A 16933-nucleotide genomic window follows, 5' to 3' on the forward strand; every position below is an offset into this window, starting at 1 on the left:
ACGATTTTCTAACCCTATCGTATAAAAAGCATGGGCAGAGTGCATTCGTTTCCCCGTGAAAGGAGGCATTCTTCAATGAGTGGAGCTAAATGAACGGTGAATGAAGCTTATTTTAACCCAATCATTTCCTTGAGTTCGGCCATTTTCGTTTTGGATAATGGAATGGAAGATTGAGAGGCATCATCGAGGACAAGACTGTAACTGTTTCGTGTCCAGGTAACAACTTCCCTTACCTTTTGAAGGTTCACGATGTAGGAACGATGGCATCTGAAGAATCCGTACGGAAGCAATCGCTGCTCCAGCTCGTTCAACGTAAAGGTGCATGGATAGATATCTCCTTTAACATTTATATTTGACTGCCCTTCATTGCTCTCAATAAAGTCAATTTCAGGAGGGTTAAACAAAACAATTTTCTCATTTACCCTGGTTGGAATTTTTTCAAAGCGGACAGGCTGAACAGATGCTGGCTCTTCCTGCCCATTTTCTTCAACGAGCTCGCCCTCCTGCTCCGGTTTTACATCAAGTGCTGTCAGCCCTGTATGATCAAGCCGATACACACTCTCTGTAGCGAGCAGTGCACTTTCCATATTAGCTGTTAAAATGACCACACTCGTTTTCTGCTGTTTCAGCATATTAACTATATTAAGAAAGACTCGTTTCGTTTCAAGGTCTACATTCTGATCCGGTTCCTCTAAAATGACCGTACTCGGCTGCTGAATAAGGATCCGTGCATATCGAATTCTCTTCTTTTCTGAATAGGATAAGAGGGATACCCTCACATTTCGTTTTTCTTCTAAATGAATGATCTGCATCAATTGTTCAAGCTTTACTGTTGAACCATAAATAGTTAGAAAAAAATCCAGATGCTCTTTAACCTTCAGCCGTTCATATAATCCATCCTCCAAAAATAAAATACCGGTTTCAGCAAAATAACGCGGATTGTTTCTATGTACCATTTCGCCATTGCTGATAATTTCCCCGCTCATCACTGGCTTTGCTCCTGTAAATAAGTCCATTAACTCAGCACGTACATTCGTGCTTGAATGGATGGCGACCACTGATCCTGGAGCAACCTCTAAACGAAAGGGAGGAAAAACCACCGCATGTTCACTATGCTTTTCGATATTGTTAATAATTAACATATGGTCACCTCTTTCATCTTCTAACCTTTATTTTACTTGTTTTTTACAATTAGTAATGTAAAAAAAGATATCACTTATTGTGATATCTCTTCTTTTCGGTTATTTTTTTGAAAAACTTTTCCACTGCTTTCCCGAATCAGCAGCTTGGTTGGAATGACGATTTTTTTGGCGATCTCCCGTTTTGATGCGATTTGATCGAACAGCAGATCCAGAGCTGCTTCACCCATGAATTCTGTATGCACCTGGACCGTTGTCAGAGATGGCTGAAGGTATTTTGACATCTCGATGTCATTAAAGCCGATAATCGATACCTGTTCCGGAACACGCACTCCCTGTTCATGAAGGGCTCTCATGGCACCGATCGCCATTGAATCGCTCCCTAAAATAAATGCTGTCGGACCATTCTCAAGCTTCAGCGCTTCCTTCATTAGTGTGTAGCCATCCTCAGCAGTAAATTTTCCTGTCCACATAAAATCCTCATTAAATAAATGATTCAGGGTCAGATATTCATAAAACGTATTTTCCCGCTCATCTTTGATTGGCTCGTTTCCCTGAACATATTCATGCCCTCCGATATAGCCAATCCGTTCGTGACCATGCTCAAAAAGATGCCGGAGCACTTCCTCCATCGCTTTCCTGAAATCCACGACGACCGAATCTACATCATCTGAAGGTGAAAAATCAACCAGCACCATTTTATCTGTCCATGTTTTAAAATTAATAATATCCTGGGAACTGAACTTGCCGACCGCAATCATTCCATCAAGGCTTTCCTGCTTGCCGGAGAAGATCTCATCACTTTTGTAGAACTTCACAAGCTCAATTCCGCGTTCCAGGCTTGCCTTTTCGACACCCAGCCGTATGGATAAATAATAAGGGTCCGCAATTTCCTGTTCTTTTGAATACCAATAAACAAGCCCAATCTTCATCGCTTTTTGTTTATTTTGAAGCGACCGTCTTTTTACGGTGCGGTACTCCAGATCTTTTGCTATTTGAATAATTCTTTCTCTCGTCTCGCTGGTCACAGATAAACTTGCATCCTCGTTTAACACCCGTGATACGGTTGCAAGTGAGACCCCTGCTTTTTTCGCAATATCCTTTAGTGTTGCCATGTTAACCACCCGCCTGTTGTTCCTGATGAATGCTTGTACCCCTTTAATCCTATCCATCAGTTTATAGTGAAGCCTTTTTCATTACCTCCACTTTACCACTTTACTTTCAAAAGGTGCTAATGTTTGATGGTCGATATGCTGAGGTTCTGCAGTATGATTCAGTAAAAAGACATACGTTTCATCATTTACTGAACGGCGTGCAATTTCCACTCCATCAGCAGTTTTTTTGTGCCAGATTTGATGATGAACAAGCATTTCTTCTGCTATCGGAACCAGCCTGTCTTCTCCAAGACCGGTGCCCAGGTAATAAACGCTGCCTTTTCCAACTTTATTTTTTGTCATGGCAGCTTTATCCTGATAAAAGCTGTCATTATAACGATACATCACTTGTGCGGTCTGAGGCGAAATCAAATCCCGCCAGACACTGCCTTCGCATATTTCATTTTGGCCTGCAGCATCTACCACAGGTACTGATTGCGACGCTGCCAGCGCCTCTGTTTCATAGATATGAATACCGGCAAGTTCTGCAATAGCACCAGGCAAGGTACGGCTTAAGTAGATATTATTATCTTTATCCTTTAATCCTGCTCTAAATGAAAACAGAATGGTGCCGCCACCTTCAGCAAAAGCCTTAAACCGTGCTGCCAGCTCATCATCAATCATTTGAAGAGCGGGAACGAGCAAAATCTTATACGAATCAAATGCCCTATTTACAGGAATGACATCTATGGATGCATTCTGCTTATAAAAGGGCGTGTACAATCTCAACAGTTCATTCGTGAAATCGAAGCCGGAACTTTGAATCTGTGATTTCCAGGACCAGATATTGTCGTAATCGTAGACCACTGCAATGTCAGAAGTGATTGGCGCATTGACGACTGATTCATGACTGGTTATATCCTGAAATACAGCCTGCACTTCCTGATACTTTCGTCCGTACCGGTTATCCTGATCCACTATTCCAAAACAGAATTGTTCTGCTCCTTTTGTCATGCCCCGCCATCTAAAATAAAGCATATTGGAGCAGCCGTGGGCAAATGCCTGGTACGACCACATTTTTGCCTGATCAGGCCTCGGCAGATAGCCGATCACATTGTGGCCTTGCGCTCCCATCAGCTCTTCAACAATCCAGTAGTTTTGATTTTTTAATCCGCGGTTAAAGTCATGAGTCATTGCAATTTCTGCAGGCGAAACGGGTTCTGTGAGCCCGCCCCAGACAGGATAATTGTCATAGGAAACAAAATCCATCGGCCGGACATTTTCTGCATGATCAAACCACTTATCGAAAAACCCTCCCGAAACATTTGTTGTTACCTGCTGATGAGCAGCATGATGGTCCCTTGCTATTTTTGTCATATCATGCGCGAATCGATTTAGAGATGCCGATCTGAACCGTGCATAATCTAATTTTAAAGACGGGTTATGAGTGGTCACGGTAGGAGTTGGCAGGGGTATTTCGGCGAAATCATTATAGGTCTGTCCCCAAAAGATGGTTCCCCAGCGTTCATTCAGCTCATTAACAGTTCCATATTTTTCTTCTAAATAAAGTTGAAATTTCGTGTGGCATTGCTCACAAAAACACAGATCACTGCCTTCATGGCCAAATTCATTATCAATTTGCCATGCCACAATGGCCGGTTCATTGGCATAATGCTTTACCAACTCTTTGGTTATCCTTGAAGCATAACGGTGGTAAATATCAGAATTGAAGCAGTACTGGCGCCTTCCACCAAAGGCTCTTGGATGACCATATTCATCTTTTGATAAAATGGATGGATCCAGTTTGGCCAGCCAGGCTGGAAAAGTTGCTGTTGGTGTTCCAAACATAACGGACAGCTGACGTTTCTTGGCTTCTTGAATCACTTTGTCAAAAAAGGAAAAATCAAATTCCCCTTCCCTCGGCTCCATTAAATGCCAGGCAAATTCACCCATGCGAATCATATTCGCTCCAAGTTCCTTTATGCCATCTAAGTCCTGCTCAAGCATTTCCTCCGGCCAATGCTCAGGATAATAATCAACACCTACATACATTCTTTTTCCTCCTTTATTGGGGTGTTTCTCTCGCTGTACTCTTCCCCGGACTTACAATTAATTAATTAATTACTTCTTCTGTAGAAAGCATATTTTATATGTACTGCACAGTTAGCCTCTGTATAGAAACCAGCAAACTTAACTCGGTGTGTAATCGTTTACATTAGTTTAAATTTTAGTAAAAATTAATAGCTTTGTCAATTAATATTTTAGTAAAAGTATATTCTCCCTTTTCTCAAAAATAAACTTCCTCTCCAGAGCTAAGCAGCAAAAACAGTACAAAAAAGAAGAGAGCATTCATTGCTCCCTTCTTCACCCCATCATCCTTCTATTCATTAAGCTGCTTCATAAACTTCGCAAAAGCCGCCTGCCCTTCTAAATCACGTTTAAATACTCCGGCATCTTCCAGAACACGGGCAAAAACCATCCCTACATGTTTTTGAATAATGCTGTGGATGTTATCCTGCGTAATATCAGGTTCTGTTGCTGCGATCTCATTTGCCCACCTGGCATGCTTTCCAGTTCTTTCGTCGACCGCCGCCCCCTCCATATCCTGCAGAACAATATATTCAGCAAGCAAGGACAGCTCCTCTTTTAAACGGCCGGGCAAAACGGCTAACCCCATTACTTCGATTAAGCCGATATTTTCTTTTTTAATATGGTGAACGTCATCATGCGGGTGGAAGATCCCAAATGGATGCTCTTCGCTTGTCCGGTTGTTGCGAAGGACAAGATCGAGCTCAAATCTTCCTTCCCTCTTTCTGGCAATAGGCGTAATGGTATTGTGGGGGATATGGTTGTCCGAATGAGAAAAAATGGCTACAGACTCATCGCTGTAATCCCTCCAGGAAGAAAGAATTTTATCTCCCAGCTCAACCAGACGGTCTTTATCATCTCCTGTTAACCGGATAACACTCATCGCCCATTTTACAATTCCAGCATCAATGTCCTCAAATCCATTGATGGTAAAGGTCTGTTCAACAGGCGCAATCGCCATCGGAAAATCATGTCTTCCTCCCTGGAAATGATCATGGCTTAAAATCGAGCCTCCAACGATCGGGAGGTCAGCATTGGAGCCGACGAAATAGTGCGGAAACTGGTCGACAAAATGAAGAAGCCGGCCAAATCCCTCTTTTTCAATTTTCATTGGACGGTGGTCTGCTGAAAACACGATGGCGTGCTCGTTATAATAGACATAAGGTGAATACTGTAAAAACCAGTTTTCATCTGACAGAGTAACCGGAATAACACGGTGGCTGGTTCTTGCCGGATGATTGATTCTTCCCGCGTAGCCAACGTTTTCTTTACATAATAAGCACAGCGGATAGCTGACTGCTTTTGCCAGCTTTTCGGCGGCAATCGTGGTCGGATCTTTTTCCGGCTTTGACAGATTGATGGTAATTTCTAAATTGCCGTATTCTGTTTCACTATACCAATGCTCATTTTTTGCGATGCGATCTGTTTTAATGTAGTTAACATTTTGAGAAAGCCGGTAAAAATAATCGGTCGCTTTCTCAGGAGAAGTAAGATACAGTCCTCGAAACGCAGCATTCAGTTCAGAAGGACGCTTGAGAAAACAGTCCATGATTGCTGCATCCAGCTGATCCCGTTCATGAATAGTGGTTATCTTGAGCTCCTCGCTGTCAGTTGCCCAATTTAGAATATTGTCGAGAATTTCAACCGGATAATCAAGCTCCTCATAAGGCGCTGCTGTCTCGGCCGGTTCATCTAAATGCAGCAGGTTCAAAAGTTTATTTCGTACATAATCAGTATCCGCCTGTTCAATCATCTGCTGCTGCAGGCCAAATTGGATGAGACGTTCTATTTCTATCGAGATTGACACAGAAACCCTCCTTTATGAACGTGATCATGTATCAGGTACGCGCTGTATATCCGTTTGGGTGGCTTTGATGCCATTGCCATGCGCTTTGAATAATCGTTTCTAAATCAGGATGCTTCGGTCTCCATCCCAGTTCTTTTCCAGCTCTTTCAGCGGAAGCAACCAGCATGGCAGGGTCACCTTCTCTGCGTTTTTCGATAGAGGCCGGAATGTCATGACCTGTAATGCGACGGGCTGTTTCAATTACTTCCATCACACTGAAGCCCTGGCCATTCCCAAGGTTATTAACAGCTGTTTGCGGGCTTTTTTCAAGCTTGTCCAGAGCAAGCAGGTGAGCATCCACCAGATCCTGCACGTGGATATAATCTCTTATGCATGTGCCATCCGGTGTAGGATAATCATTGCCAAAGATGCTGATTTTTTCTCTCTGCCCAAGGGCAACTTGCAGAACGATTGGAATTAAGTGCGTTTCAGGGTTGTGATCCTCCCCTTTTTCACCTTCCATATCGGCGCCTGCCACATTAAAGTAACGGAGTGAAATGGAGTGAATTCCATAGGCGTTCCCCGCCCATTTAAGCATCTTTTCAATCACCAGCTTGGTTTCACCGTATGGATTGGTCGGGACGGTTGGATCGTTTTCATCGATCAGTTCGGACTCAGGCTCGCCATAGGTTGCCGCCGTTGAACTGAATATGATCTTTTTAACCTCATGACGATTCATTGCCTGCAGCAGTGAAATCGCCCCGCCAACATTATTATCGTAATACTTAAGCGGGTCTGTTACGCTTTCACCCACCAGTGAATTGGCAGCAAAATGAATCACCGCATCTATGCTGTGAGCAGAAAACACACGGTCCAGAAATTCACTGTCACGAAGATCCCCCTCGTAATAAGGAGTGTCCTGATCAATTGCTCCTTGATGGCCTGTCTGCAGGCTGTCGATAATGACAACATCTTTATTTTGACGTTTTAGTGTGAGCACGGCATGGCTTCCAATGTAGCCTGCTCCTCCTGTAACAAGAATGGTCATTGCTGGTCCCTCCCTTTCGCATTCATTACTGTTTGATTTCGTTATGCCATTGTGTGTTAATTTCTCTGATCAGCTTAAGGTCGCATTTTGGTTCCCGGTCATACGACAGGATTCCGTTGATCTCCTGCTCCACATCTGTCAGCTGAGTATAGCAATAGCCATGAAGTGATTTTGAGCTGTAGACGGCATTCATAATTCTGCGGTAGTCGGCGACAAACTCTTCCTCATTTTTAACAGAGGTATAACCCCAGCCGTTGTCTCCACCAACTTCAAAACCGATTCCGCCAAACTCCGTCAGGATAATCGGCTCTCCCCGATGCTCAAAGCCGTTGGCATAAATTTTTCGTTTAGCCGGCTGTGAAGAAAGCAGCACTTCTTTTGTTTCGAGTGTTTCTTTAAATACAGCACTTTTACTTTTTTCTTCAACTGTACCGTGATTATAATTGTGAATCGCACAAATGTCGGTCACGGTCTGCTCCCAGCCATCATTTGAAATGACCGGCCGCGTGCCATCCATGGCGTGAATATGGTGGTACATCGCCTGTGAATGATGCTGCTGTTTGCTGTCAGAGCGGATCGTTTGAACGCCCCAGCTTTCATTTAACGGTACCCATGCCACGATGGATGAATGATTGTAATCACGATCAATAATCTTGGTCCATTCCTCAGTCAGACGGCTGGCTGCCCGTTCTGAATAAAATGCAGATGCGGCACATTCTCCCCAAACAAGATAGCCTAGCTTGTCCGCCCAATAAAGGAAGCGCGGATCCTCCACCTTTTGATGCTTCCGGCAGCCGTTAAAGCCCATTTCCTTTGCCAGTTCAATATCCTTTTTAAAATCCTCATCATTTGGCGCTGTGAGAAGTCCTTCTCTCCAGTACCCCTGATCCAGCACCAGCTGCTGATAATAAGGCTTATTATTAAGATAAACCATCCCATCCTCTGTATGAATCTTTCTCATGCCAAAATAAGAAGCAACTGAGTCTGCGATTGTTTGATCCTCTTTTATATCAAATGTAATATCAAATAAATTCGGGGCTTCAGGTGACCACGTCATTCCTTCGTGATGAAAGCCTGTGTGGAATATATGTTTGCCGAATACATTGATTCTTCTTTTTAAATAGGTTTCAACTAAACGGAAGGAATCATGGCTGATCAGCTCACCCTTGTATTCAATTTTAACCTCAACCAATTTTTTAACAGCTTGAGGAGAGACATCAAGCTCAATTTCAACGTCTCCCTGATCAAGGTCCGGTGTCATGCGCAGCTTTTCAATCGCAGAATCGGAAACAGGCTCGATCCACACCGGCTGCCAGATACCTGTCGTATTGGTATACCAAATCGATTCGATCTCTTCTTTCCAGAATTGCTTCCCGCGCGGGATTGTTTCGTCACGAGACGGATCCTCCGCTCTTACCACAACAGAAGCAAGGCTGTCTTTTAACACATGCGTGATATCAAAGGAAAAAGGTGTATGCCCTCCTTCGTTTTCGCCGACAAGCTGTCCGTTCACGAAAACCTTCGCATAGTAATCGACTGCTCCAAAATGCAGCATCACCCGCTTATCTTTCCAATCATCAGGCACCTCAAATTCTCTTTGGTACCAGACCACATCATGAAAAGAAGAATCATTAATGCCGCTCAGTTCTGTCTGGTAGGCAAATGGCACATTGATTTTATCCGTAAGGGCGGCAGCATTTTGATACCACTGCTCCTTCATGCCGATATTCTGATCATCAAATGTAAAATTCCATTCACCATTTAAGCTTTTCCACTCTTTTCGCTGAAATTGCGGGCGGGGATATTCCGTTCGTAACATTAAAAACACTCCTTTTACACTGGATTCATGCGCTTTTTATCTCACATGCTAACTGACTGTAAATATGTACCTAGTTTTCGCTGAATATTTTTCACCGGGCTGCAATTCAATGGATGGAAAATCCGGTTCATTTATTGCATTCGGATAGTTTTGAGTTTCAAGGCACAGCGCCATATGCTTTTGAGCCTTTGTCCCTCTGATGACTGAGCCATCATCCATTTGGTTTCCGGTATAAAGCACCACGGATTTTTGATCCGTCTCAATCGTCAGCTTTCTGCCCGAAACCGGCTCAATCAATTGAATTTCTTCATTGAAATTGTCATCCAGCGATAAAGGATGGTCAAAGCCATTTCCGCCAATTTTAATTTGCTCCTCAGCGGATCTGATTCCATCCCCAATCTTTTTTGGCTCTCTAAAATCAAAGGCGGTACCCTCAACATGAGCAAGTTTTCCTGTGGGAATCAAATCTTCCTTCAACGGGAGATAACGGCTTGATTTCAACTGAAGTTCATGGTTAACGACCGGCTCATCAAAATCACCGCGCAAATTAAAATAAGAATGGTTGGTCATATTGATAATCGTTGCCTGATCCGTCGTCCCCTCGTACTGAACTTCAAGCGTATCGTCATCCAGCAGCCGGTAGATGACTTTCACCTCTAAATTACCTGGAAATCCACCTTCCAAATGTACGCTTGTCCGGCTGAAAATCAATTCCTGTCCCTCTCCGATTGAAACGTCCCATACAAATTTATCAAACCCTTTTTCACCGCCATGAAGTGTGCTTTTGTCCTGATTTGCTTCAAGCGTATACGTTTCCCCCTGCAGCGTAAATGCTGCCTGGTCAATTCTTCCGGCCACCCGGCCAATGACAGCCCCAAAATATGGAGACTGGGTTAAATACGGTTCAAATTCATCAAAGCCAAGAACAATATTCTTGTACTCGCCATGCCGATCCTTCGCCGTCCATTTTGTAATAATGCAGCCGTAGTTTAAAACATGCACTTCCATTCCGTTGTTGTTTTTTAGTTTGTATTCGGTAATCTGATTACCTTCATGTTGTGCAATTTCGCATATTGTTATCGAGATCATCCTAACGCCTCCTTCTGGTCATACCATACCCTTAATTAAGCTTCGGCTAAGCCTTCTCTTTCATGATCTCATGGGCGCCTTCCCCCGCACTTGCAGTATAGAATTCTGCTTCAATTCCGCACTCCTTTGCATAGTGAGTGCCAACATTTTGGATAAACCGATCGATCGCCTCCGTTTTTACAATCGCGATGGCACATCCGCCAAATCCTGCCCCTGTCATACGGGCTCCGATTACACCATCCTGCTTCCATGCAAGCTCAACCAGCGTATCCAGCTCTTTGCCTGTCACTTCATAGTCGTCTCTTAAAGAGCGGTGAGATTCATTCATTAACTGACCCACAGCTGATAGATTGCCAGCTTTAAGAAAATGAAGCGCTTTTTCTGTCCGCTCATTCTCTGATATAACATGAGCTGCACGCTTAGCCAAAAGCGCATCTCCTATCATATCCTTAACTTTGGCGAATTCATCGAGCGAAACTTCACCCAGCGATTGAACAGTCAGCTTCCGCTGAATCCTTTCAAGTGCCTGCTCGCACTCTGCTCTTCTTTCATTATACTTTGAAGAAGCAAGTTCTCTTCGTTTGTTTGTATTCATAATAACAATTTGTTCCTCTTTAAGTTCAATCGGAGCGTATTCATACTCAAGTGTCTCGCAATCAAGCCAGATGGCCTGACCTTCTTTTCCCATGCCGATAGCAAACTGATCCATAATGCCGCTGTTTACGCCGATGAACTCATTTTCTACTTTTTGACACAGTTTAATGAGTTCAATTCGGTCGATTTCAATATCAAACAATCGCTGAAGCATGACACCCGTTGCCAGTTCAATCGAAGCAGAGGATGACAGTCCTGCTCCATTTGGAATGTTTCCGTAAAACAACACATCAAATCCCGTTTCAATGGCATGGCCGCTATCGATCAGAAGCTTCACCACCCCGTTCGGGTAATTAATCCAGCCTTTTTGACTTCCAAACGCTAATTCATCCAGTGACCCTTCTATTACGCCTTCTCTTTTAAAATTAAGGGATGCCATACGAATGGTGCGATCATTTCGTTTTTTTACTAACGCATATGTACCGCACGTAATTGCTAAAGGAAAAACTTTTCCCCCGTTATAATCCGTGTGCTCGCCAATTAAATTAATTCTGCCCGGAGCAAAAAAACACTGTTCATGATCCTGATTGAAAATTTCCTTAAATGAGCGTTCTAATGTATGGAGTTTCATGCTCACCCTCCTTTATATAAATAAAAAATGAATTTTAAGAAAGAAAACGATTACAATTCTATTCTAAGTTAACATTTTAGTTAAAGTCAACGATAAAATATCTTTTATTTTACTAAAATATATCTTAAAACTAGTTCTAATCTTTATTTTCATTCTTTTAATTATTTAATAAAATAACCAATAAACGCTTAAAAACAGGCTTTTTAATGTTTAAAAAACTATTAAAAATACTACTTGTCATCATTTTCAAAAGATTTGTATATTGACAACACTGTAAGGATTGGGTAAGTTTGTTTTAGTTAATACTTTCGAAAACATTAACTAAAATATTACTTGGGGGGATACGATGTTTAAAAAATCTTTACTATCGATGGCTACAGTTATTGGAATTGCAGCTGCTCTTGCAGGCTGCAGTAATTCTGACGGAGAAAATGAAAGCGCTGACAGCGGCAGTACTCAGACCGTTTCGTTCTGGGCACCCTTTTCAGGACCCGATGGACCGAAAATGAAAGAAATCGTAGATGAGTTTAATAGCTCACAAGAAGATGTTAAAGTCAATCTGCAAATTGTGCCTCAATCCGAATACTATACTACGATTGATTTGTCTTTAAACGGGCAGGAGGATTCACCCGACTTGATGATCATGCACGGAGATCAAATTGCCACTTATGCCAATCAAAACATCTTAAAGGATATGGAACCGATCCTGGGCGATACAATAAATAAAGAAGATTATCATCCAACTGCCTGGAACGGCGTTGAAGTTGATGGAGCTCTTTATGGGGTCCCACTTGATATCCACCCATTAATGTTTTATTACAATAAGGATATGTTTGAAGCTGCCGGTCTTGATCCGGAAGCACCGCCCACCAACCGTGAAGAATTTGTTGAAATGGCAAAACAGTTAACCAATGCTGAAAACGGCGAATGGGGTTATGCCGTTCCAACCTTGTGGCCGCAGCAATTTATTTTCCCTACCATCGTTTATCAAAACGGTGGAGAATTGATTTCGGACGGAAAAGTGAATTATGCATCTGATGAAGCAGTTGAAGCACTTCAATTCCAGTCAGACCTGATTTTTGAACATAAGGTATCACCTGAAAATGTTCAGCAGGACGGAGAGTTGACGCTATTCCTTCAAGGGAAAAGCGCTATGCATATGAACGGGCCTTGGATGCTTAACCAATTCGAAGAATCAAATATCAATTTCGGAGTAGCGCCAGTACCGCAGCTTGGAACCGAACAGGACGCTGTATTTGCTAATTCACATAACTTTGTAATTCCGGAAACTGTACAGGATGAAGCAAAAATTGAAGCTATAACGACCTTCTTGAATTTTGCGGGTGAAAATGGCCAGGCGTGGGCTGAATCCGGTCAAGCCCCTGTTTCAAAAGCTGTTTATGAGAGTGACGAATTTAATGAAATGACGCAGCAGCCGCAGGTAGCAAAGCAATTTGATTATGCTCAATTTGCACCAGCAGTTGAAAACTGGGGACCACTTTCTGATCCTCTATACAGTGCAGTGAATGAAGTTCTTCTGGGTTCTATGGAGCCGCAGGAAGCATTGGAGCAGGCACAAGAAGAAGCAAAAAGCAGATTACAATAGAATGATTGGGAGGTGAGAGTCTGACTCTTGCCTCTTCCTTATCTTAGCTCGAAAAAGAAAGAAGGTATTAATATGAAATCTAAATCAAAACTATCTGCTTTTACCTCATTCTTGTTTGTTTTACCCTATTTAGTGATGTTTATTTTATTTCTGGTCGCTCCACTAATCTATGGAATTTATATCAGCTTCCATGATTGGAATTTAATCTCACCTATTCGTCCTTTCGTCGGTTTCGAAAACTATACACAGATCTTCACATCGGGTACATCCGAAAATAAAATTTTTCTTAATGGCTTAACGAACACCTTACAATTTGTTGTCTATAGTGTGCCTCTATTGGTTGTCATCGGTCTACTGCTTGCGATGCTCGTCAATAGCTTACCTTCAAAAATTCGCGGTTTTTTCAGAACTGCTTACTTTCTTCCATATGCCATTTCCGTGTCGATCATCGCTGTTTTATGGCTGTGGATTTTAGATACCAACTCAGGTTTGATGAATAATGCATTACAGGCGCTTGGTCTAAACGCAATTCCGTGGTTAACGAAACTTCCGTATGCCTGGATTTCCATCGTAATTGCAACGGTTTGGTGGACCATTGGATTCAATATGATCATTTTTATTAACGCATTAAATGAAGTACCTGAAGAAATGTATGAAGCAGCTGACATTGATGGCGCTACCGGCTTCCAAAAGTTTATCCACATTACACTGCCATCTATTCGCCCGATTATGATCTTTGTAATTATCACCTCTACCATCGCTTCGTTTAATGTCTATGGTCAGCCATACTTAATGACAGGCGGCGGTCCTGGCGATTCAACAGAAGTATTATTAATGGGCATTGTGCAGCAAGCTTTCCAGCTGCGCCAAATGGGTGTGGCATCCGCTATGGCTATGCTGATGTCTTTAATTATGATCAGCATTTCTGTCGGACAGTTTCTATTAAGCAGAGGCAAAAAAGGAAGGGGGAATGAACATGCGTAAGAGAAATAAAATTTTGTTAATCGTGATCGCTTCTGTCCTTGCTGTTTTGTTTATTACTCCTCTTTTATGGATGCTGTCTACTTCTTTCAAAAGCGATTTTGAAGCAATTGGCGGAGCTTCTTTTCTGCCGCAGCAGTTTACATTCGATAATTATAAAAGCACGCTGCTAGATCAGACCGTTCCTGTTTTCCGCTGGATGTTTAATTCTTTATTCGTCGGCATCGCTGGAGTAACCATCGTATTGATTATTGACTCCATGGCGGCATATGGTCTGGCCCGACTGGATGTTCCTTTTAAGAAAGTGTTATTCCCGCTGTTTGTCAGTACCTTAATGATTCCATGGGTTATTACTTTCTTGCCTTTGTATCAGCAATTTAGCAATCTCGGGCTGCTAAATACGTACGCACCACTCATTTTGCCTTACTCGGCAAACGCATTTGGTGTATTCCTCCTGTATCAATTTTTCAGAGCCTTTCCTAAGGAGCTGGAAGAGGCAGCACGAATTGATGGGGCAAATAAATGGCAAATTTTTATTAAGGTTGTCCTTCCTTCTGCAAAGCCAATACTTGCCACTTTAGCGATCTTTACTTTTATGGGCATTTATAATGACTTCCTGTGGCCGTTAGTTGTTACGAGCACTCCTGATATGCGGACTGTGACAACAGGAATTGCGATTATGCAGCAGGGAAGCTTCGTATCCTCTTATGGAAAATTGATGGCACTTACAACAATTGCCACCATCCCTATTCTGATTGTTTTCCTGATCGGACAAAAGTCGTTTATCAAAGGAATTACACAGTCCGGCATTAAGTAATTACATTTAGGCTTCATCGATTATATTGCCAGTCCCGTCCTTGCATTTTTGGCACCGCGGACTGGCATTTCACATTTAAAAGGAGGATGAATACGTGAAACGCAAGTCGATCTTTGTAACAGGAGCGCTTCTTTTAGTCATTGCAATTGGCGGAGCTGTCTATGCTTTTACCAGTGGTTCTTCCCCTCAAAAACAAACAGACTTTTATAATCCCATTTTGCCTGATGGTGCGGACCCGTGGATGGTCAAACATGAAGACTATTATATTTACACTCAAACGACCGGCTTTAATGTGACCATTTGGAAGACGGATAATCCCGCTTCCCTTGCCAACGCTGAATCCAAAGTGATCTGGCAGCCAGAATACGGGACGCCGAACAGTCAAAATGTCTGGGCACCGGAAATTCATTTTATCAATGGAAAGTGGTATGTCTACTACGCGGCAAGCGGAGTCGGAACGGAACACCGCATGTTCGTACTGGAATCTGAAACAGACGATCCGTTCTCGGATTATACCGATCTTGGTCAAATTACTGATTCTACTGATAAATGGGGCATTGACGGTACAGTCATTCAACAGCAGGATGAACTGTATTATGTATGGTCCGGCTGGGAGGGCGATGAAAATGTCAGTCAGTACATATACATCGCAGGCATGTCTGATCCAGCTACCATCAACAGTGAACGCGTTGAGCTTTCAAGACCGGAATATGATTGGGAAACAGGCGGGGGCTCTCCTTCTATTAATGAAGGTCCGCAGATCCTACAGCACGAGGATAAAATTCACATTGTTTATTCCGGCAGTGGAAGCTGGAGTGATTTTTATAATCTTGGGGTTTTGACCGCTGCTGAAGGAGATGATCTGCTTGATCCGTCTTCCTGGGCGAAAAAGGATACACCTGTTTTTAAAAGCGGTAACGGGGTTTTTGGTCCCGGGCATGCATCCTTTACAAAATCACCTGACGGGAAAGAAGATTGGATTGTCTATCATGCCGCCAAAGCGGAAGGGTCGGGCTGGACAAGAAACGTACGCATGCAGCCATTTACCTTCGATGCTCAAGGCTTCCCGGAATTCGGAGAGCCGGCAGCTTTAGAAGAACCCATTCCTTTGCCGTCCGGAGATTCAACTGCCATTTATCGAATCAATGCAGAAGAAATGGAGTCAGAATCAGCTGTGGAAAAAGACAATTTGCTTCGGCTTGAAAAAGGAGATTCCGTACAGTTTGATTTTTCTGCCCCAAGCGATGGGACCTACACCTTTTATTTGTACGGGAAAAATAACCAAGAAGTTAATGTAAACGGTACTACCAATAAGGACGATTCATTTAAGGTTTATCTTGGGAAAAATGACGGATCCACTGAAACTCTTTCAGTCAGCACGTACACCCTTGAGCTGGAAAAAGGGTCCACGAGCTTCGATTTAGAAGTGCAAAATGGAGAAGTGCTGCTGCGCCATGTGGAATTCAGAGAATAACTGATTAAGAGCACCGCGTAACGCCGGTGCTCTTTTTTCGATTAATTGATTTTTTCTCGTCATCAACATAAGTGCCGGTATCTTTACATCTTTCTACCATTTAAAAAGGACCTTTGCTTTCAAGGTCCAGTGAGCCATTTTCTATGTAATGGTCAGCCCACAATCATCCGTATCGCAATTCCAATCAGAATACTTCCGCCTATCACTTCACTGTATCTGCCTACTGTATGCTTGAGCACTTGTCCTATTTGAAGACCAACTCTGGTCATAATGGTCGCAAAAATTCCAAACAACGCAACAGCTATCCAGGTGTTTGTATGTGTAACTCCAAGGGTAACACCTACCGACAGGCTGTCTACACTGACACCAATCGCAAAAACGAACCATCTTGTCCATGTCATCATAACAACAGGGAGACTTCTTCCGATCATACCCGAGCGAATCATTTGCAGTCCAACAGCAACTAATAATGCAACTCCCACCCAGCTGACTGTTTGAGAGAGAATGCCTCCTATTAAAATTCCGATAACTGGCATGACAACATGAAAAATGCCTACTAATATGCTGCCGCTCCATTTTTCGGACTCCTTAATCCCCTGAGCACCAATCGCAATACTGGCTGAAAAAGCATCCATTCCCAGCCCCACCGCAAGCCATACAATGAGGTCCACCAAATCCCCCTCTCCCCTGCTCCTACATTGACTTTATGCTCTTTGGAGGAAATGAAGAACTTGATCACCCTCAATTTACGGATGTTTTTCATTATT

At 42.9% G+C, this 16933-nt stretch carries 13 protein-coding genes; 4 read left to right on the forward strand and 9 right to left on the reverse strand.

Features of this window, described 5'->3' with window-relative positions; all coding sequences use genetic code 11:
- Positions 1–107: 107 nt before the first annotated feature.
- The 8 genes from E2R51_RS09750 to E2R51_RS09785 all read right to left on the reverse strand — a co-directional run bounded on the left by E2R51_RS09750 (position 108) and on the right by E2R51_RS09785 (position 11288).
- Positions 108–1142, reverse strand: a complete 1035-nt coding sequence (locus E2R51_RS09750; protein WP_133376854.1) for a LytTR family transcriptional regulator DNA-binding domain-containing protein — start codon at positions 1140–1142, stop codon at positions 108–110.
- Positions 1143–1216: 74 nt separating this feature from the next.
- A complete protein-coding gene (locus E2R51_RS09755; protein ID WP_133376855.1) occupies positions 1217–2254 on the reverse strand; it encodes a LacI family DNA-binding transcriptional regulator in 1038 nt (345 codons plus the stop codon).
- Positions 2255–2335: 81 nt separating this feature from the next.
- On the reverse strand, positions 2336–4285 hold the full coding sequence (locus E2R51_RS09760; RefSeq protein ID WP_133376856.1) for a beta-galactosidase: 1950 nt from the start codon (positions 4283–4285) through the stop codon (positions 2336–2338).
- 328 nt (positions 4286–4613) lie between these two features.
- Positions 4614–6128 (reverse strand): UDP-glucose--hexose-1-phosphate uridylyltransferase, encoded by a 1515-nt coding sequence (gene galT, locus E2R51_RS09765; protein WP_133376857.1) that lies wholly within the window; start codon positions 6126–6128, stop codon positions 4614–4616.
- A gap of 31 nt (positions 6129–6159) precedes the next feature.
- Positions 6160–7155: a UDP-glucose 4-epimerase GalE gene (gene galE, locus E2R51_RS09770; protein WP_133376858.1), complete on the reverse strand. Its 996-nt coding sequence runs from the start codon at positions 7153–7155 to the stop codon at positions 6160–6162.
- Between the two features lie 25 nt (positions 7156–7180).
- Positions 7181–8974, reverse strand: a complete 1794-nt coding sequence (locus tag E2R51_RS09775; RefSeq protein WP_133376859.1) for a glycoside hydrolase family 2 protein — start codon at positions 8972–8974, stop codon at positions 7181–7183.
- A gap of 48 nt (positions 8975–9022) precedes the next feature.
- Positions 9023–10063 (reverse strand): aldose epimerase family protein, encoded by a 1041-nt coding sequence (locus tag E2R51_RS09780; protein WP_133376860.1) that lies wholly within the window; start codon positions 10061–10063, stop codon positions 9023–9025.
- Positions 10064–10109: 46 nt separating this feature from the next.
- Positions 10110–11288 (reverse strand): galactokinase, encoded by a 1179-nt coding sequence (locus E2R51_RS09785; RefSeq protein WP_133376861.1) that lies wholly within the window; start codon positions 11286–11288, stop codon positions 10110–10112.
- Between the two features lie 346 nt (positions 11289–11634).
- On the opposite strand from E2R51_RS09785, the gene E2R51_RS09790 reads away from it, so the two are divergent.
- From E2R51_RS09790 to E2R51_RS09805, 4 genes are all read left to right on the forward strand, one after another.
- Positions 11635–12894 (forward strand): ABC transporter substrate-binding protein, encoded by a 1260-nt coding sequence (locus E2R51_RS09790; protein WP_133376862.1) that lies wholly within the window; start codon positions 11635–11637, stop codon positions 12892–12894.
- A 72-nt stretch (positions 12895–12966) separates the two neighbouring features.
- On the forward strand, positions 12967–13878 hold the full coding sequence (locus E2R51_RS09795) for a carbohydrate ABC transporter permease (protein ID WP_133376863.1): 912 nt from the start codon (positions 12967–12969) through the stop codon (positions 13876–13878).
- On the forward strand, positions 13871–14692 hold the full coding sequence (locus E2R51_RS09800; protein WP_240733030.1) for a carbohydrate ABC transporter permease: 822 nt from the start codon (positions 13871–13873) through the stop codon (positions 14690–14692). Before E2R51_RS09795 ends, E2R51_RS09800 begins: the two co-directional genes overlap by 8 nt.
- A 94-nt stretch (positions 14693–14786) precedes the next feature.
- Positions 14787–16166, forward strand: a complete 1380-nt coding sequence (locus E2R51_RS09805) for a family 43 glycosylhydrolase (RefSeq protein ID WP_205703319.1) — start codon at positions 14787–14789, stop codon at positions 16164–16166.
- A gap of 152 nt (positions 16167–16318) precedes the next feature.
- Here E2R51_RS09805 and E2R51_RS09810 read toward each other — a convergent pair whose 3' ends face one another.
- Positions 16319–16837, reverse strand: a complete 519-nt coding sequence (locus E2R51_RS09810; protein WP_133376865.1) for a manganese efflux pump MntP — start codon at positions 16835–16837, stop codon at positions 16319–16321.
- Positions 16838–16933: the final 96 nt, after the last annotated feature.

The sequence above is a fragment of the Jeotgalibacillus sp. S-D1 genome, from assembly GCF_004358665.1.
Lineage (GTDB): Bacteria > Bacillota > Bacilli > Bacillales > Jeotgalibacillaceae > Jeotgalibacillus.

What these genes read in the sequence shown, in the direction of transcription:
- E2R51_RS09750 (WP_133376854.1), bottom strand. Translation starts at nt 1,142, where the DNA reads ATGTTAATTATTAACAATATCGAAAAGCATAGTGAACATGCGGTGGTT.
- E2R51_RS09755 (WP_133376855.1), bottom strand. Translation starts at nt 2,254, where the DNA reads ATGGCAACACTAAAGGATATTGCGAAAAAAGCAGGGGTCTCACTTGCA.
- E2R51_RS09760 (WP_133376856.1), bottom strand. Translation starts at nt 4,285, where the DNA reads ATGTATGTAGGTGTTGATTATTATCCTGAGCATTGGCCGGAGGAAATG.
- galE (WP_133376858.1), bottom strand. Translation starts at nt 7,155, where the DNA reads ATGACCATTCTTGTTACAGGAGGAGCAGGCTACATTGGAAGCCATGCC.
- E2R51_RS09775 (WP_133376859.1), bottom strand. Translation starts at nt 8,974, where the DNA reads ATGTTACGAACGGAATATCCCCGCCCGCAATTTCAGCGAAAAGAGTGG.
- E2R51_RS09780 (WP_133376860.1), bottom strand. Translation starts at nt 10,063, where the DNA reads ATGATCTCGATAACAATATGCGAAATTGCACAACATGAAGGTAATCAG.
- E2R51_RS09785 (WP_133376861.1), bottom strand. Translation starts at nt 11,288, where the DNA reads ATGAAACTCCATACATTAGAACGCTCATTTAAGGAAATTTTCAATCAG.
- E2R51_RS09790 (WP_133376862.1), top strand. Translation starts at nt 11,635, where the DNA reads ATGTTTAAAAAATCTTTACTATCGATGGCTACAGTTATTGGAATTGCA.
- E2R51_RS09795 (WP_133376863.1), top strand. Translation starts at nt 12,967, where the DNA reads ATGAAATCTAAATCAAAACTATCTGCTTTTACCTCATTCTTGTTTGTT.
- E2R51_RS09800 (WP_240733030.1), top strand. Translation starts at nt 13,871, where the DNA reads ATGCGTAAGAGAAATAAAATTTTGTTAATCGTGATCGCTTCTGTCCTT.